The organism is Aeromonas crassostreae, assembly GCF_054052445.1.
This window is the reverse complement of record NZ_JBSTYM010000039.1, coordinates 1-17,581: the sequence shown is the minus strand read 5'-3', so window position 1 is coordinate 17,581 and position 17,581 is coordinate 1. Positions and strand designations below refer to the sequence as shown.

The following is a 17,581-nucleotide window of genomic DNA, read 5'->3' as shown; positions in this document are numbered from 1 at the left end:
CCCCCGGCCCCCCGGGGGCCCCCCGGCCCGCCCCTGCCCCCCAACCCCCCCCCCCCCCCCCCGGGGGCCCCCTCTTCGTGTTACCTGGCACAGACTCGGCTATTTCTGCCGCTTCTTGGCGTACTTGCGACGGGCCCGCGCCTGGCGCTCCTCTTCCCGCTCGGCCTTCTCCCTGGCCTTCTGCTCCGCCTCCTCTGCCGCCAGTATGATCTCCTCGCTCACCATCTCCGGGGTCTCCAGGGTGATGCGGCCAAGCAGGCCTGAGCGGAACTCGTTCACCAGGATCTCGGAGGCCTTGTGCAGATCCGCGAGGCCCCCCTTGCGCACGAAGGCGCGCTGGCGGGCGATGAGTTCCAGCAGCTCGATCTCGGTCTCGGGCAGATCGCTGATCTGGTAGCGGGCCTTGATGCGCTCCGGGTAGGCCTTGATGAAGTAATCGGCGGCGAACATGGCGATGTCGGCGTAGTCGAAGACGGTGTCCTTGATAGCCGCGGTGATGGCCAGCCGATAGCCGCAGGAAGGGGGGTTGAGCTTGGGCCAGAGGAAGCCCGGGGTATCGGTCAGGATGACGTTGTTGTCGAGCTTGATCCGCTGCTGGGACTTGGTCACCCCTGCCTCGTTGCCGGTCCGGGCTATGGTGCGTCCCGCCAGGGTGTTGATCAGGGTCGACTTGCCCACGTTGGGGATGCCCATGATCATGGCGCGCACCCCGCGCAGCTCGAAGTTGCGCTCCGGCAGCATCTGGTGGCACAGGGTCAGCAGGCTCTTGATCTCATCGGGCTGCTGCTGGGTCAGAGGTAGGGCCTTGATCCCCTTCTCCTGCTCCATGTGGGCCACCCAACGCGCCGTGATCTCGGGATCGGCGAGATCCGCCTTGTTGAGCACCTTGATGACGGGGGTGTCACCCCGCAATTCCGGCACCAGAGGGTTCTCGCTGGAGAAGGGGATCCGGGCATCGAGCATCTCTATGATGACATCGACCTGGGGCATGACCTCGGCGATCTCTTTGCGGGCCTTGTGCATGTGACCGGGAAACCAGTTAATCGACATTCTCTCTCACCTTCTCTGCTCGGAACGGGGCGCATTTTACCTGCTTTTCCCCACATTGACAGACTCTTGTCTCCCCGGGAGTCACTCTCCCTCCCGCCTGGGCCCCCTGGCACGGCACCACAATATTAACCACATGATTGATAACCGGATTTACCACCGGTTTAACACTAGTGTCATCTGAGTTCATTCAAACCGTCATCTGGACTCCTTAGCCTTCACCACGGTTTTACAAGGAGCGAACCCATGAAAAAAATGACGGGAATGGCACTCATGATCAGTGCCGCCCTGGCCGCCGGCTGCCATTCCAGCAACGACGACAACAGCAGCAGTGACAAGGGCGAGGCCAACACCCGCGCCAGGAACGTGATCTTCTTCCTCGGCGATGGCATGGGGATCAACACCCTGACCGCCGCCCGCATCTACGGGGTGGGCGAGGAGGGGGATCTCGCCATGGATACCCTGCCGGAGACGGCGTTTATCAAGACCTTCTCCCACGATGCCCAGGTCACGGATTCGGCCCCCTCCATGGCGGCCTACATGACGGGGGTCAAGAGCAACAACGGCGTCATCAGCATGGATGGCGAGGCGACCCAGCAGGATGACTGCAGCAAGAGCGCCGGCAAGCCGGTCACCACCCTGCTCGAGCTGGCCAAGGCCGATGGTCGCGGCACCGGCGTGGTCACCAGTACCCGCATCACCCATGCCACCCCGGCCGCCACCTATGCCCATCTCTGCAACCGGGATCTGGAAGCGGACATCGCGGTGCAACTGGTGCCGGGCGGCGCCGGCTACAACCCGGCCCTCAAGGATGGCATCGACGTGGTACTCGGCGGCGGCAGCAGCTTCTTCCAACCCACCGCCGACCAGGGCAAGCGGGAGGACGGCCGCAACCTCATCGAGGAGATGAAGGCTCAGGGCTACCAGTTCGCCGGCACTCTGGCCGAGTTGCAGGGAGCCGAGGCCGGCAAGCCGCTGCTGGGACTGTTTGGCGCCAGCCACATGAAATACGAGCTCGACAGACCCGCCAGCGAGCCCTCCCTCACCGATATGACCCTGGCCGCCATCAAGCAGCTCAAGGACAAGGAGAAGGGGTACTTCCTGATGGTGGAAGGGGGCCGCATCGACCACGCCCTGCACGACACCAACGCCAAGCGCGCCCTGCAAGACACCCTGGCGTTCGACGACGCCATCAAGGCGGCCATCCTTGAGGTGAAAAAGAGCGACCCCGAGCTGAAAAACACCCTGATAGTGGTCACCGCCGACCATGACCATACGCTGGTGCTCAACGGCTACGCCAAGCGTACCGGCAAGACCACGGACGGCAACCCCGGGGTGCTGGGGCTGGCGAAGAACTATGTCAGCGGCGACAACCTGCTCGACAGCGACGGCATGCCCTACACCATCATCGGCTTTGGCAACGGCTACAACCGGGTCGACGGTTCCCGGGCCAGCGTGGCACCGCTGGACGATGCCACCGTCGCCGCCGACGACTATCACCAGGAGGTGGTGGTCAAGGTGGGCGAACTCGGCAGCGAGACCCACGGCGGCACCGATGTGTTCCTCGGCGCCATCGGTCAGGGGGCGGATGGTTTCCATGGCTCCCTCGATAACACGGCCGTGTTTGGCAAGATCAAGGCTGCGGCCCAGCTCTAAGGAATGGCACCCATGAAGACTCTATTCAAGACCTCACAGATCTGCTCCGCCCTGACCCTGGCCACCCTGAGCCTGGCCTCCCAGGCCCAGGCCAGCGACGCCAAGAACGTCATCCTCTTCATCGGTGACGGCATGGGCCCCAGCGTGCTCACCGCCACCCGCCTCTACAAGGTGGGAGAAGAGGGCAACCTGGCGATGATGTCCCTGCCCCGCACGGCCCGCATCAAGACCTTCTCGAACGATGCCCAGACCACGGACTCGGCCCCCTCCATGGCGGCCTACACCACGGGCGTCAAGATGAACAACGAGGTGATCGCCATGAGCAGCGACACCCAGGCGGTGGCGCCGGCTAAGGACGCCAACGGCAACAAGGGCATCAACAACTGCAGCGCCGACAACGGCACCCCGGTGCCCACCCTGCTCGAGCTGGCCAAGGGGGCGGGCAAGTCAGTCGGCGCCGTCACCACCACGGAGCTGACCCACGCCACCCCGGCGGCGACCTATGCCCATATCTGCCACCGGGATGCCGCCTACGCCATCGCGGCCCAGGCGGTGCCGGGCGGCGCCGGCTTCAACAGCGCGCTCGGGGACGGGGTGGACGTGTTGCTGGGTGGGGGGGCCAACCACTGGACCCCTTACCACAGCACCAGCAACAAGGGGGGCCGGGCCGATGGCCGGGATCTCACCGCCGAGCTCGGCGCCCAGGGCTATCAGTACGTCACCACCCAGAGCGATCTCGCCAAGATAGAGAGCGGCAAGGTGCTGGGTCTGTTCAGCGCCAAGTCCCACCTCGATTACGAGCTGGACCGGGTCGCCAAGGGGGCGGCCAATACCCAGCCGTCCCTGTCCGAGATGACCGCCAAGGCCATCGACCTGCTCAGCCAGAACGGCCAGGGTTATTTCCTCATGGTGGAAGGGGGGCGCATCGACCACGCCCTGCACGGCACCAACGCCAAGCGGGCCCTCACCGATGCGGTGGCCCTCGACGAGGCGGTCAAGACGGCCCTGGGCAAGGTCGATTTGAACGAGACCCTGATCGTGGTCACCGCCGACCATGACCACACCATGACCATCAACGGTTATGCCGCCAAGGGCAATCCGGTGCTGGATCTGGTGAAAAATGGCGACGGCTCGACCCAGACCGACGTGGATGGCAAGCCCTTCACTACCCTGGTGTTCGGCAATGGTCCGAACCGGGCCGATGTGCGCCCCACCCTCACCAGCGGGGAGGTGATGGCCGATGACTACCTGCAGGAGACCGGCATCAAGCTCGGCTCCGAGACCCATGGCGGCGGCGATGTGATGCTGTTTGCCGATGGCGCCGGCAGCAGCCGCTTCAAGGGGACTCTGGATAACACCCGGGTATTTGGCAAGATAAGAGAGGCCCTGGGCCTCTGATAGCGTCCCCAGGGAGAGGGGCCCGAGCCGGGGCCCTCTCCTTTCTTTACATTCTTGCCGGGCGAGCCCGGCAGACCAGCCCAGACAGAGACCCCATGAGAGAGACTCCCCTGCCCACCCGGATAAGCGGACCCCATACCCGGGCCCCCGCCGGCCTCCTGTTCACCCTGCTGGGCCTTGCCCTGCTCTGCTCCCCCCGGGCCCTTGCGGCCGAGGTACCGGATCTCGCCGCCCGCATCCAGTACGAGGATCGCAGCACGGGCGCCGATGGCGTGGTGCGCGAGAGCCGCTGGCAGGAGCGCTGGCAGCGCCGTGGCGATCACATCTGGAGCGAGCGGCTCATCCCGCTGCCCATTGCCCGCGCCTATCACCTGCGCCACGACAATCAGCCCGGCCACAAGCACTTCACCCACCAGATGGCGGCCCGCTGGATCAGCCTGGCCCCCGGGGATCTGCAACTGCGCTACGCCGACCGCTACCACAACCAGCTGGTGAGCGTGCCCCCCGAGGAGTATGGTCAGGTCGCCTTCACCCCCAACCCGGTCAAGGTGCGCTTCCTCATCGATCCCGCGCTGCTGGCCGCCATGGACCCCCTCGATGACGAGGCGCCAGCGGGGGCGCGTTGGTATGCACACCAGAGCCCCCATGAACGCACCCGCATCCTCTGGTCCGAGCGTCTGCAGGTGCCCCTGAGCGTGGAGTCCGGCTCCCTGGACGGCTATCGCAGCTATCGCATGACCCTCACCCCCACCCGGCTCGCGGCCAGGGCCCCCTGGCTCGATCTTGCCAGCTATCAGCAGCGGGACATTCGCGACTTCTTTGACTGAGCAGGCCCGGCGGCGGCGAAGATGATACACTTGATGCCTTCGCCACCCAGATGAAGCGCCATGCCCCTGATCCTGTGCCTGCTGCTCGCCCTGCCCAGCCCCTTCGCCCTGGCCGTCACCCTGCTGGCGGCCGAGGTGCCCCCCTATGTGATCCGCGCCCAGCAGGGGGCGCCGACCGGCATGGCGGTGGAGGTGGTCGAAGAGGCGGCCCGTCGGCTGCACGAACCCCTCACCATAGAGCTCATGCCCTTCGCCCGCGCCCTCATGGAGGCCCAGCACAGACCCGGGGTCTTGTTGCTGCCCCCGGTGCGCAGCCCGGATCGCGAGGCACGCTTGCAATGGATAGCCCCCCTGCTCGAGGAGTCCTTCGTGCTCGCCGGCGATCGGCGTCATCGCGGCGAGCCGCTCACCCTGGCCGAGGCGCAGCGGCTCAAGATAGGCGTACTGCGCCACTCCCTGAGCCACAGCCTGCTGCAGGCCCGGGGCATGCCTGAGCTGGAGACCGTCGGCACCGAGCGCGGCAACGCCGACAAGCTGGCGCGGGGGCGGATCCAGGCCTGGGCCGCCGCCTGGAATACCATGCGCTACGCCCAGCAGGAGGCCGGCCTCCCCCTCGCCCGCCTGGTCAAGGGGGAGACCCTGGCCAGGGTGCCACTCTATCTGGCCGCCAACCTGGATTTTCCCGCCGGGGAAGCGGCGCGCTGGCGCCAGACCCTGGCCGAGATGGCGGCGGACGGCAGCCTGGATCGCATCCTGCTGCAATACGACTACCAGGCCCCCTGAGTCCGGGCCGGTGATTGCCAAGCCATGGCAGAATGGTTATGGTATCCCCATGAAAACCAATCTGATTTTCCCCATTCTGCTCACACCCAACTGAGCCCCCGCCCGCGTCTCGTCCCGAGCCGCCCGGGGGCCGCACGCAGCTGTATACTTTTTACTCGCCATTCAACCCGGCCCCCTGTGGCCCCGTTCATCCCATTGCATGAGGATCTATGCCATGACAGCACCCCATCTCATCATCTCCAGCCTGGATCTGGACCGTATTGAACCCCTGTTGGGCCACTCACCCCAGCACAAGGCCCTGCAGGAGGAGCTGGATCGCGCCGAGATCCGCGAGCCCGCCGACATGCCACCGGACGTGGTCACCATGAACAGCACGGTGCGCTTCAAGATGCAAAGCAGCGGCAATGACTTCTGCCTCACCCTGGTCTATCCCAAGGATGTGCAGGGGGATGAGTCCAGGATCTCGGTGCTGGCCCCCGTGGGCAGCGCCCTGCTGGGGCTCAAGGTGGGCGACAGCATCAACTGGCCGGGCCCGGCAGGTCGCAATATCGCCGTCGAAATTCTGGAGGTGGTCTATCAGCCCGAGCGCGCGGGCGAGCTGCACCGCTGACGCGGCCACGACCCGGATCGCCCGGGCCGCATCAAGCGGCGCTCACCGGCGGGGGCGACGCCCGGGTCTCTTGCCAGACACAGACCCGGTTCTTTCCCTCCCGCTTGGCCCGATAGAGGGCCCCGTCGGCCCGGTGCAGTGCCTGCTCCAATCCCTCTCCGGGCCAGAGCCAGTCCAGCCCCATGCTGATGGTGATGCGGATCCCCTCCACCTCCAGGGCCGCTATCTCCCGGCGCAGCTGCTCGCACCGCTCATGGGCCTGCCCCTGCTGCCAGTTGGCCAGCAACACGAACTCCTCGCCACCAACGCGCCCCACCAGCAGATCCGGCTGGTCCTTCAGGTGACGCCCCACCTCCCTGAGCACCCTGTCCCCCATCTCATGGCCGAAGCTGTCATTGACCTGCTTGAAGTCGTCGAGATCGACCATGGCCAGCAAGACGGGCCCCTTGCCGAGCAAGGGGGCCAGGTGGTGATGCAGCCCGCGCCGATTGTAGACCCCGGTCAGGGGATCCTGGGTGGCCAGCTGGCGCAGGGCCAGGGCCCGGTACTGGGTACAGAGCAGCAGCACCCCGAAGGTGGAGAGGTAGTTGCCCATCAGCATGGAGAGAAAGGGCAGCACATTGACCAGGTGCTGATCCATCAGCACCCGCACCTCGCCGCCCAGCAGGGCCGCCATCCGCACCAGGTTGAAGCCGTAGAGCAGTATGTTGACCACGGTAAACACCAGCACGGCGGGCAGGTAGGCCGGATAGCCGTGCCGCCAGACGAGAAAGACGATCACCGCCCCCAGCACCATGTAGCTCAGACAGGCCAGCAGCACCCGGGGCGCCATCTCGTCGTTAAACAGCACGCTCCAGCAGAGCAGCAGGTAGATCAGCATGAAGAGGGCGAAGGCGCGCCAGTTCGGGGAGACCCCGAAGAAACGCTGCAAGGCCAGCGGCATCAGCGCGATGCAGAGGGTGATGAGCAGGTTGGCCAGCCAGATCCCCGCGATATGGGGGGTGAACGCCTGCAGGAAGAACAGCGACTGCGCCGCCAGGGCGCACAGACTGGACCACCACCAGAACCCGAGACCGGGGATCTCCCTGTGGGTGGTCCAGATGATGGAGAGGGTGATGAAGCCCAGGCTGTAGCCCCCGAGGGCCATCAGCATCAGGGTGAATACATCCAGATTGAGCAGTATTGAGGTGTCCATACCCGAGCCTTGCAATGGGGATGGCTGAGTATATGGGAAGGCCATGACAAGACACAGAGGGAGCCTTGTGGCGTGCTGAAATAGTTCCCCGGCCCGGCCACCACCTGCCTCCCTTCACCAGTACCACCGCCAATAAGTTTCGATTGAAGCCAGATTATCGTCGCCGGGGACAGCAAAATGCCCGCCAAATATTTTTGCACTTGAACCCCAGCCATTAGATAGATATGTTGTTTTCTTGTGGTTTTATGAGCCAGGCTGCGAGGGAAAAGTCCCACTAACTTATTGAGTCTTCTGGCACAATCAACTTTTGGTACATTTTTCACTCAGGCTGCCATTCATAGAATCTCATATGGGGCTTTCGCCCCGACCAAGACAATAATCCTGTCTTGCCTGCTGCCGGATGCAGCAGTCTCTTGTGCCATGGAGTCGCACGGGAGCAGGTTCAAGGCCGAACACACTTACGACAGAGACGTCACCCATGATAAAAAAATTGATCCTTTCCACCCTGCTGGCCTGCGGGCTGGCCAACGCGGCCCCCACTGCCGCCCCCTCCACCCTGGATGCCATCCTGGATCGCGGCGTGCTGCGGGTCGGCTTCGATGCCGGCTATCAACCCTTCGAGATGACCAACAAGCAGGGCAAATACATCGGCTTCGATGTGGATCTCGCCAAGATGGTCGCCAAGGAGATGGGGGTGAAGGTGGAGTTCGTCAACACCGCCTGGGATGGCATCATCCCCGCCCTGCTCACCGACAAGTTCGACGTCATCATGGGCGGCATGACGGTCACCCCCCAGCGCAACCTGCGGGTCAACTTTGCCGATCCCTATATCGTGGTCGGCCAGACCATAGTGCTGCGCAAGGAGCTGGCGGGTGCCATCAAGTCCTATCAAGACTTGAACGATCCCAAGTTCAAGATCGCGGTCAAGCTCGGCACCACGGGCGAGCAGGCCGTCAAGCGCATGATCCCCAAGGCCACCCTGCTGCAGTATGAGACCCAGGACGACGCCAAGCTGGAAGTGGTCAACGGCAAGGTAGATGCCTTCATCTATGACCTGCCCTACAACGCCATCTTCGCCTCCGAGAACAAGGCAGCCGTGGTGCACCTGGCCAGCCCCTTCACCTTCGAACCCCTGGCCTGGGCCATCCGCAAGGGGGATCAGGACACCCTCAACTGGATGAACAACTACCTGCGCCAGATCAAGGGCGACGGCAGCTACGATCGCCTCTATCAGAAGTGGTTCGAGTCCAACGACTGGTTGAAACAGCTCAAGTAAACCTCCCGAGGGCGCGGCCAGACCGCGCCCCTCACGCAGACCCCACACAATAATGAAAGAGGTTGTCGACTGTGCTCAATCCGAGACCCATCAAGCAGATGGAAAAACAGCCCAGCTCACTACTCTGGCACGGCGTTTTCGTGCTGATGCTGCTGCTCGCCGTATTCGGCATCTACAAGGCCGTGCAATCGGTCGATTACACCTGGCGCTGGGAGCGCATCCCCCAGTACATCGTCTATCAGGCCCAGCAACACCACTACGCCGAGTTTGACGGCACCGTCGTGGCCGAAAATGGCGCCCTGGTGCTGCAAGACGATCTGGACGCCACCCACCGCCAAGCCATCGCCGCCAGCGATACCAACCTGAGCGAAGGGGACACCGTCTTTCGCGGCGACGTGCTCGACACCCAGCTGAAGTGGACCCCGGGCCCCATCGCCTTCGGCATCTGGGTCACCATCAAGCTCTCCCTGGTGGCCGGGGTGTTCGCCATCCTGCTCGGCACCCTGGCGGGCCTGGCCCGCCTCTCCCCCAACCCGGCCCTGCGCAATCTGGCCGGCTGCTATGTGGAACTGATCCGCGGCACCCCGCTGCTGGTGCAGATCTTCATCGTCTACTTCTTCATCGGCACAGTGCTGAATCTGGACAGGTTCACCGCCGGGGTGGCGGCGCTGGCCGTCTTCACCGGTGCCTACGTGGCCGAAATCGTGCGCGCCGGCATCGACTCCATCCACAAGGGGCAGATGGAGGCAGGCCGCAGCCTGGGCCTCACCTCGGCCCAGACCATGCGCTACATCATACTGCCCCAGGCCTTCAAGCGGGTCTTGCCCCCCCTGGCCGGCCAGTTCATCAACCTCATCAAGGACTCCTCCCTGGTCTCGGTCATCTCCATCACCGACCTTACCAAGGCGGGACGGGAGGTGGTCAGCTCCACCTTCAGCCCGTTCGAGGTCTGGTTCACCGTGGCTCTGCTCTATCTGGTGCTGACCGGTACCCTCTCCTTCCTGGTGCGTCGTCTGGAGGTGAAATATGCGCGCAGCAACTAAGCAGCCCCTGGCCATCACGGCCAGTCACATGACTTGTCACATGAAACGCACCGACACGGGGAGCACCACGACATGACGATGCGCAACAAGGCCGATCCCATCATCAAGGCGACCGGGGTCGAGAAGTTCTACGGCACCCAGGTGCACGCCCTCAAGCACGTCAGCACCCAGGTGGCCGAAGGGGAAGTGGTGGTGATAGTGGGGCCGAGCGGCTCGGGCAAATCCACCTTCCTGCGCACCCTCAACCAGCTCGAGACCATCAACGACGGCCATATCGAGGTCGATGGCATCAGCCTCACCGAACCAGGCGACGTCAACAAGCTGCGGGAAGAGGTGGGCATGGTGTTCCAGTCCTTCAACCTCTTCCCCCACCTCAGCGTGCTGGACAACATCTCCCTCGCCCCCCAGAAGGTGCGCGGCCTGCCCCGCCAGGAGGCCGAGGAGCGGGCCAAGGCCCTGCTGCTGAAAGTGGGTCTTTCGGACAAGGCGCACAGCTACCCCTCCCAGCTCTCCGGCGGCCAGCAGCAACGGGTGGCCATCGCCCGGGCGCTCGCCATGCAGCCGCGCATCATGCTGTTTGACGAGCCCACCAGTGCCCTGGATCCCGAGATGGTGGGGGAGGTGCTGGACGTCATGAAGGGGCTGGCCAAAGAGGGCATGACCATGGTGGTGGTGACCCACGAGATGGGCTTTGCCCGGGAAGTGGCGGACAGGGTGCTGTTCATGGAGCGCGGCGAGCTGCTGGTGGATGACAGGCCCGCCGACTTCTTCGACAACCCCGCCTCCCCCCGTCTGCGTCAGTTCCTGAGCCAGGTGCTCTAGCGCGAGGAGGCCCATCGGATAGCGACAAAGGGGAGCCATAACGGCTCCCCTTTCTATTATCCGATGACGTGGGCTGTTATCGCTTGGCGTGGGCCACCCGTCAAATCTGGTGGGTGAAGGACCAGAGCGCCGGCACCAGGGCCAGCAGGGTGACCCCGGCCAGCAGCCGCTCCCGCCCGCTGAGCCGCTGCTCGGCGCCGAGCTGGCGACGGCTGTAGAGAAACAGCAGCAGGCCCGGCCCGTAGAGCAGCAAGGAGAGCAGCAGGTACTCCACCCCGGCGGCATAGAGCAGCCAGAGACCGTAACCGCTCGACACCAGGGCCACCGCCCGCATCAAGGTGTTGCCCTGCCCGCCCTTGTGCTGCCCGCCGAAGGCAAGCTTGAGCAGGAAGAGGCCGATCAGCAGGTAGGGCACCAGGATCATGGAGGTGGAGATGAGCAGCAGGTTGGTGTAGCCCTTGCCGAGCAGCCACACCAGCAGCAGGCAGCCCTGCACCGTCAGGCTGGTGAGCCAGAGCGATGCGATGGGGGTACCGTTGCGGTTCTGGCGCCGGAAGATGGCCGGGAAAGCGCCGTGACGGGCCGCGCTGAACGGCACCTCGGCCGAGAACAGGGTCCAGCTCACGTAGGAGGCGAGCACGGAGACGATGAGGCCGGCGCTGATGAGCAGCTTGCCCCAGGAGCCCGTCATCTGGGCCATCAGCCCCGCCATGGAGGGGTTGGGCAGGGCCGCGAGCTCGGGGCGGCTCAGGATCCCGAGCGCCAGCACCGAAATGAGCACATAGAGCAGCAGCGCCAGCACCACGCCGAGCACGGTGGCGGTACCCACGTCCCGCTTGTTTCTCGCCCGGGCCGAGAGCACCGCCGCCCCTTCGATACCGGTGAAGACCCAGAGGGTGATGAGCATGGTGTTGCGCACCTGATCTGACACCGGTACCGCCAGGGTGCTGCCCTGCTGATCCGCCGCGAAGGTGACCGGATCGAACCAGTAGCAGGCGAACAGGATGAACAGCAGCAGCGGCAGGCTCTTGGCCAGGGTCGCCACCAGGTTGAACAGGGCCGCCTGCTGCACGCCGCGGGCCACCAGCAGGTGCACCGCCCAGAGGATGCAGGACTCGCCGATGAAGGCCGCCAGGGTGTTGCCCTCGCCAAACCAGACCCGCTCCGGCGTATCGACGAAGCTGCCCAGGGCCGCGAAGGCGATCACCAGATAACCCACCACGCCTATGGTGGCGCAGAGCCAGTATCCCCAGGCGGAGAAGAAGCCCACCAGCTCGCCAAAGCCTGCGCGGGCATAGCTGTAGATGCCGCCGTCGAGCTCGGGTTTGAGTCGCGACAGGTAGAGGAAGCTCATGGCCAGCGCCAGTATGCCGACCCCGGTCACGCCCCAGCCGATCAGCACGGCGCGAGCGCCCGCCACCTCGGCCATGTTCTGGGGCAGGCTGAAGATCCCCGCCCCCACCATGGAGCTGAACACCAGGGCGGTGAGGGACCAGAGCCCTATCTTGCTCTCTTTCATGGGATCTCCTTAACGCAGCCGACTGGCCAGCGCCTCTATGTGTTCCGGGCCTATGCCACAGCAACCGCCGATGAGGTTGGCCCCGGCCAAGCGCCAGCGTTCGGCCCAGCCCAGGTAATCCAGCGGCCCCAGATCGCCGCGGATCTCGTCCAGGCCGTCGTTGGCGGTGGCCTCTTTTGGCTGGGGCGGGAAGGCGTTGGCATAGGCGCCGAGGCGAACGTCGCTGCGCCCCAGGGCCTGCAACGCGGCGCTGGCCACCTTGAGCGCCCCTTCGATCACCTCGGGCTGGCAACAGTTGAACAGGATGGCGTCCACCCCGGCCGAGGCCAGGGCGGTCACGGCATCGGCTACCCGCTCGCCGGAGCGCAGGGTGGGCTCGCTGCCCGGCGCCTCGTCTTCCAGGGTGAAGGAGACCCAGAACGGCTTGCCGTCCTGTGGCAGCAGGGCCTTGAGGGCCAGCGGCTCGGCGATGAGGCTCATGGTTTCCGCCAGCCAGAGATCCACATGGGGGGAGAGGGCACGAACAAGCGGTGTGGCCAGCTCGCTAACCCGCTCGGCTTGATAGAGATCGGCGCGATAGGAGCCAAAGAGCGGCGGCAATGAGCCGGCCACCTTGACTGCCCCACCCTGCTCGTCGGCCACCTCCCGGGCCAGTTGCCCGGCCAGGGCGGCAAGCGCCTCGCCCTCTGCGGCAAAGCGCGCCTCGCCGATATGAAACGGCACCAGGGCATAGCTGTTGGTGGTGATCACCCGGGCACCGCTCGCCGCATAGGCCCTATGCACCTCACGCACCGTCTCTGGCGCCTCCATCAGGGCCAGTGCCGACCACTCTGGCTGACGAAACGGTGCACCACGGCGCGCCAGTTCACGACCCATACCGCCATCGAGTACCCACAAATCCTGTTTTTCCATCTCTGTCTCTCTGCGTGTCCCCGTCATGGCGGGTGTTTATTGTGTGGATTGACATTAAGCCATCAAAACATCTAGACGGCTAGAAAGCCAAGATATCATGCCCCAAAGCGCAGAGGGACGCAATCGGGAGCTGCGCACAAGACAGAGGATGAGCGGGCCGAGGGCGGCAAGGGGCGGCTCGCGATGGGGGCGCCTGCGCCATGGTGAAGGCGGGTCATTGACCACAATGACAAGAGGCCACCCCGGGGGGTGACCTCTTGCCTTGCATGATGGCTTGGTGAATGGCCCTGGGCTCAGCGCCCTGCCAGCACCCGCTTGAGCTGCTTGCTCCAATCGGATACTAGGCCCTGGCGCGGCAGCCCCTGCCAGATCCCCTGCCACTGGGCCTGACTCAAGGCGCGGCCGAGACGGCGCTCGACCCCGGCCCTCAGGTAGTCATGGGCCAGCTTGCTGGCTTGGGGGGAGCCGAGGAACTTGGTCACGGGATCGCTCATGCGCACGTCGCGCATGCCGAGCAGGGGGTAATCGGTCTGCACCGCCGCCAGCATGGTCTCACGCATGGCCGACTCTATGTAGCCACGGGCAAACAGGGCGGTCACCGACTCGAGGGACCCTTGATCCGGGCCATGATACTCCTCATCGAAGGTGGGGGTGGGCTGCGCGGCATCGCTCTGCACCACGGCGTCGGGATCCGGTTGCGGCGCCACCACCACGGCAGGTTGGGGCGCGGCCGGCTTGGGCGTCGCCACAGGCTTGCGCGGCGCACTCTGGCTGCAGGCGCCGAGTACCAGGGCGAGCGCCACACAGGCGAGCCCACGGGAATAAGACGGCATCTTCATGACTCCTTGATAACTCCTTTCATGATTCCAGGGCGGGCTTGTCAGCCACTATGAGTTCCACCCAGGTGACCAGCAGCTGATCGATCTTGTCGCTGTCGATGTCCACCACCTCGAACTGGTAACCGGCGTATTTCACCGACATCTGGCTCGCTTGGGGGACTGCTTTTCGATTACAGGGCGGCGTCAGCGGGCTTCTCGGCCGGTGCGGCCTCTACCCGGGTGACCAGCAGTTGATCAATCTTGTAGCTGTCGATGTCGACGACTTCGAACTTGTAGCCAGCGTATTTCACCGAGTCGGTTCGCTTGGGGATCTTGCGCAGCATGAACATGATGAAGCCGGCGATGGTCTCGTAGTGCTGGCTCTCCGGGAACTCCTCGATGTCGAAGGCCCGCATCACGTCCGAGATGGGGGTGACCCCGTCCACCAGCCAGGAGCTCTCGTCCCGCTGGACTATCTGCTCTTCCACCACGTGGGTGGCCCACTCCCCCATGACGGTACTCATCAGATCGTTCATGGTGACGATGCCCACCACCAGGGCGTACTCGTTCATCACCACGGCGAAATCGCCCCTGTGGTTCTTGAAGTACTCCATCGCCTCGTAGAGGTTCAAGGTGTCGGGGATGATGATGACGTTCTGCACCAGGTTGCCGCCGATGAGGTCTATGCTCTGACCGCCGATGACGCGGATCAGCAGCTCTTTGGCATCGACGAAGCCCTTGATGCTGTCGAGGTTGTGGTCGCACACCAGGAACTTGTTGTGGGGATGTTCGGCAATCTTGGCCTTGATGCTCTCTTCGCTCTCTTGCAGGGTGAAGTAGATGAGGCTCTCTCGCGCCGTCATGGCGGAGGTGACGCCGAGGGATTGCAGCTCGAACACGTTCTCGATGAGCTGATGCTCCTCACGCTGCAACACGCCGGCGGCCGCCCCCGCATCCATCACCGCATAGATGTCATCCGAGGTGATCTCGTCGTTGCGCACCATGGAGACCCGCAACAGGCGAAACAGGGCGTTGGCCATGCCGTTGAAGAACCACACCAATGGCATCCACAGCACCACGAACAGCATCATGGGGCGCACCACCACCACGGCGATCCGCTCTGGCATGGTCATGGCCAGCCGCTTGGGCATCAGATCCGCCAGCAGGATGAACATGCCGGTGACGAAGACGAAGGAGGCGATGGAGCTTATCTCACCGAGCCAGGGCCCCTGGTAGATGGCGGCGATCAGCCCCTTGATGGCGGGATTGAGGGCGGATTCGCCCAGGATGCCGCCCAGGATGGCGACCGTATTGAGGCCTATCTGCACCACGGTGAAGAAGTTGCCCGGCTGGGCCTGCAAGGCCAGCACCTTGGCGGCCTGGCGGTTGCCCTCGTCGGCCATCACCTGCAACTTGATCTTGCGGGAGGCGGCGAGGGAGATCTCGGAGAGGGAAAAGAACACGCTGCCGGCAACCAGCAGCAGCAGTAAAAACAGACTATCGGCAAAACTCATGATTGACCTATTGCTACAGCCGCCTTGACACAAGACGGCAAACTGGGCCCGGGAAACCGGACCGTGAGTCCATCCGAGACTCACACAGGGGGCGTATTCTAGCAGAAAAGCGTCCCTTTGGGCGCGCTATCTCAACTTGTCGCGCAATGCAATAAAAAAGGCGCTCAGCGCGCCTTTTTATTCATTTCATCAGGGTTTGCCCAGCAGATCGTTTATTTCGTCCACCTTGGTGTGGCGCACGTCCTTGCCCTTGACGAAGTAGATGATGTACTCGCAGATGTGCTGGCAGCGGTCCCCTACCCGCTCGATGGCCCGCGCCGCCCACAGCACGTTGAGTACCTGAGGTATGGTGCGGGGATCTTCCATCATGTAGGTCATCAGCTCGCGGATGATGGACTCGTACTCCCGGTCGACCTTGTCATCTTCCTTGTAGACGGTGATGGCCGCCTCCAGATCCATGCGGGCGAAGGCGTCGAGCACGTCGTGCAGCATCTTGATGGTGCGACGGCCCATGTTTTCAAGCGACACCAGGGGCGGCTGGGGCTTGTTGGCGTTGTCGGTGAGCATGCGGGCTATCTTGTCCGCCACATCGCCGATGCGCTCCAGATCGGTGATGGTCTTGATGATGGCCATCACCAGGCGCAGGTCGGAGGCCGCCGGCTGACGCTTGGCGATGATGCGGGTGCACTCCTCGTCGATGGCCACTTCCATGGCGTTGACCTTGTGGTCGTTGGCCACGATTTTGCGCGCCGCATCCAGATCCTGGCCATGGATGGCGGCGATGGCGTCGGTCAGCTGCTGCTCCACCAGGCCGCCCATCACCAGCACCTGGTTGCGCACGCTCTCGAGCTCGGCATTGAACTGGCCGGAAATGTGTTTGTTGAGGTTCATATTGTCCATACAAAAATCCTTGTCGGTCCGATTATATCCAGGGAAGGCCGTTGGCCCTCATCCTTGTCGCTGCCAGCGCCTTAGCCGTAGCGGCCCGTGATGTAATCTTCGGTCTTTTTCTTGGCCGGGGTGGTGAAGATGGTGTTGGTATCGGCGTATTCGATGAGCTCGCCCATGTACATGAAGGCAGTCTGATCCGAGACCCGCGCCGCCTGCTGCATGTTGTGGGTGACGATCACCACGGTGAACTGGCTCTTGAGCTCGTTGATCAGCTCCTCGATGGTGAGGGTGGAGATGGGATCCAGCGCCGAGGTAGGCTCATCGAGCAACAGCACTTCCGGCTCGATGGCGATGGCCCGGGCGATCACCAGCCGCTGCTGCTGACCGCCGGAGAGGCCGAACGCATTGTCGTGCAGCCGATCCTTTACCTCGTCCCACAGGGCCGCGCCGCGCAAGGAGCGCTCCGCCGCCTCGTCGAGCTGGCGCCTGTCGTTGATCCCCTGCAGGCGCAGGCCGTAGACCACGTTCTCGTAGATGGACTTGGGGAAGGGATTCGGGCGCTGGAACACCATGCCGACCCGGCGACGCAGGGCGGAGACATCCACGCTCTTGTCATAGATGTTGTGGCCATGCAGCTGGATCTCCCCCTCGATACGGCAGATCTCCACCAGATCGTTCATCCGGTTGATGCAGCGCAGCAGGGTGGATTTGCCGCAGCCGGACGGGCCGATGAAGGCGGTCACCTGGCCCTTGGGGATCTTCATGTTGACGTTGAACAGCGCCTGTTTGCTGCCGTAGTACAGGTTGAGATCCTTGACCTCGAGCGCGGTCTGCTCCGGAGTCAGCTTGGTGAGATCCAGGGCCTTGTGCAGGGTCGGAGTCGGCGTCACGTTGATCATCTGTTACCTCTAAATCTTGTCTGGGGTGGCCGGGCGCTTGCCAGCGACCCTCATTCGTTGGTGCAGACAGATGGCGGCACCCTCTCGGGCCGCCATCTGTCACCTCACTCTTGTCTCTCTGGATAACCGTATCAATGCTCCAGAGAGCGGAACTTCTCGCGCAAGTGGCTGCGAATGCCAGTGATGTCGGTCAGCGTGATGCTGTGCATCTGTTTGCTGTCTCGACATCACGCCAGGGCGCCGCATCAATGCTCCAAGGAGCGGAACTTCTCGCGCACAAATGGCTGCGAATGCCAGTGATGTCGGTCGGCGTGATGCTGTGCATCTGTTTGCTGTCTCGACATCACGCCAGGGCGCCGCATCAATGCTCC

The 17,581-nt window shown here is 63.9% G+C and carries 17 protein-coding genes; 8 read left to right on the top strand and 9 right to left on the bottom strand.

What is annotated here, in order from left to right; all coding sequences use genetic code 11:
- Positions 1–99: 99 nt before the first annotated feature.
- Complete coding sequence (gene ylqF / locus ACW5W4_RS18230) at positions 100–1,050, bottom strand: ribosome biogenesis GTPase YlqF (protein ID WP_427262720.1); 951 nt, start codon at positions 1,048–1,050, stop codon at positions 100–102.
- 243 nt (positions 1,051–1,293) lie between these two features.
- Here ylqF and ACW5W4_RS18225 point away from each other — a divergent pair, with 243 nt between their 5' ends.
- The 5 genes from ACW5W4_RS18225 to rnk all read left to right on the top strand — a co-directional run bounded on the left by ACW5W4_RS18225 (position 1,294) and on the right by rnk (position 6,321).
- Positions 1,294–2,703: an alkaline phosphatase gene (locus tag ACW5W4_RS18225; RefSeq protein ID WP_456690328.1), complete on the top strand. Its 1,410-nt coding sequence runs from the start codon at positions 1,294–1,296 to the stop codon at positions 2,701–2,703.
- A 12-nt stretch (positions 2,704–2,715) separates the two neighbouring features.
- On the top strand, positions 2,716–4,101 hold the full coding sequence (locus ACW5W4_RS18220) for an alkaline phosphatase (protein ID WP_456690327.1): 1,386 nt from the start codon (positions 2,716–2,718) through the stop codon (positions 4,099–4,101).
- Positions 4,102–4,196: 95 nt separating this feature from the next.
- Positions 4,197–4,928 carry a hypothetical protein gene (locus tag ACW5W4_RS18215; protein WP_456690326.1) on the top strand — a complete coding sequence of 244 codons (732 nt, stop codon included), beginning with the start codon at positions 4,197–4,199 and terminating at the stop codon, positions 4,926–4,928.
- 60 nt (positions 4,929–4,988) lie between these two features.
- Positions 4,989–5,711 carry a substrate-binding periplasmic protein gene (locus ACW5W4_RS18210; RefSeq protein ID WP_456690325.1) on the top strand — a complete coding sequence of 241 codons (723 nt, stop codon included), beginning with the start codon at positions 4,989–4,991 and terminating at the stop codon, positions 5,709–5,711.
- Positions 5,712–5,925: 214 nt separating this feature from the next.
- Positions 5,926–6,321, top strand: coding sequence for a nucleoside diphosphate kinase regulator (gene rnk / locus ACW5W4_RS18205; protein WP_456690324.1), 396 nt, complete (start codon positions 5,926–5,928; stop codon positions 6,319–6,321).
- Positions 6,322–6,352: 31 nt separating this feature from the next.
- Here the strand turns inward: rnk and ACW5W4_RS18200 are convergent, their stop codons facing one another.
- Positions 6,353–7,516, bottom strand: coding sequence for a GGDEF domain-containing protein (locus tag ACW5W4_RS18200; protein WP_456690323.1), 1,164 nt, complete (start codon positions 7,514–7,516; stop codon positions 6,353–6,355).
- Between the two features lie 478 nt (positions 7,517–7,994).
- Between ACW5W4_RS18200 and ACW5W4_RS18195 the strand changes: the two genes are divergently transcribed.
- From ACW5W4_RS18195 to ACW5W4_RS18185, 3 genes are all read left to right on the top strand, one after another.
- Positions 7,995–8,792, top strand: coding sequence for a transporter substrate-binding domain-containing protein (locus ACW5W4_RS18195; RefSeq protein WP_427262727.1), 798 nt, complete (start codon positions 7,995–7,997; stop codon positions 8,790–8,792).
- A gap of 71 nt (positions 8,793–8,863) precedes the next feature.
- Positions 8,864–9,835, top strand: coding sequence for an amino acid ABC transporter permease (locus tag ACW5W4_RS18190; protein ID WP_456690322.1), 972 nt, complete (start codon positions 8,864–8,866; stop codon positions 9,833–9,835).
- A gap of 78 nt (positions 9,836–9,913) precedes the next feature.
- The gene (locus ACW5W4_RS18185) at positions 9,914–10,657 is read left to right on the top strand and encodes an amino acid ABC transporter ATP-binding protein (RefSeq protein ID WP_456690329.1); all 744 of its coding nucleotides are present in this window, start codon (positions 9,914–9,916) and stop codon (positions 10,655–10,657) included.
- A gap of 100 nt (positions 10,658–10,757) precedes the next feature.
- Here ACW5W4_RS18185 and ACW5W4_RS18180 read toward each other — a convergent pair whose 3' ends face one another.
- The 7 genes from ACW5W4_RS18180 to pstB form a co-directional block, all read right to left on the bottom strand.
- A complete protein-coding gene (locus ACW5W4_RS18180) occupies positions 10,758–12,176 on the bottom strand; it encodes a basic amino acid/polyamine antiporter (RefSeq protein WP_456690321.1) in 1,419 nt (472 codons plus the stop codon).
- A gap of 9 nt (positions 12,177–12,185) precedes the next feature.
- A complete protein-coding gene (locus tag ACW5W4_RS18175; RefSeq protein WP_456690320.1) occupies positions 12,186–13,088 on the bottom strand; it encodes a homocysteine S-methyltransferase family protein in 903 nt (300 codons plus the stop codon).
- A 293-nt stretch (positions 13,089–13,381) separates the two neighbouring features.
- Complete coding sequence (locus ACW5W4_RS18170) at positions 13,382–13,927, bottom strand: hypothetical protein (protein ID WP_456690319.1); 546 nt, start codon at positions 13,925–13,927, stop codon at positions 13,382–13,384.
- Between the two features lie 19 nt (positions 13,928–13,946).
- Complete coding sequence (locus ACW5W4_RS18165; RefSeq protein ID WP_456690318.1) at positions 13,947–14,069, bottom strand: hypothetical protein; 123 nt, start codon at positions 14,067–14,069, stop codon at positions 13,947–13,949.
- A gap of 28 nt (positions 14,070–14,097) precedes the next feature.
- The gene (locus ACW5W4_RS18160) at positions 14,098–15,420 is read right to left on the bottom strand and encodes a hemolysin family protein (RefSeq protein WP_456690317.1); all 1,323 of its coding nucleotides are present in this window, start codon (positions 15,418–15,420) and stop codon (positions 14,098–14,100) included.
- A 189-nt stretch (positions 15,421–15,609) separates the two neighbouring features.
- On the bottom strand, positions 15,610–16,320 hold the full coding sequence (gene phoU / locus ACW5W4_RS18155; RefSeq protein ID WP_408794656.1) for a phosphate signaling complex protein PhoU: 711 nt from the start codon (positions 16,318–16,320) through the stop codon (positions 15,610–15,612).
- A 71-nt stretch (positions 16,321–16,391) separates the two neighbouring features.
- Entirely contained in the window at positions 16,392–17,210 is an 819-nt protein-coding gene (gene pstB / locus ACW5W4_RS18150; RefSeq protein WP_408794653.1) for a phosphate ABC transporter ATP-binding protein PstB, read from the bottom strand.
- Positions 17,211–17,581 lie beyond the last annotated feature (371 nt).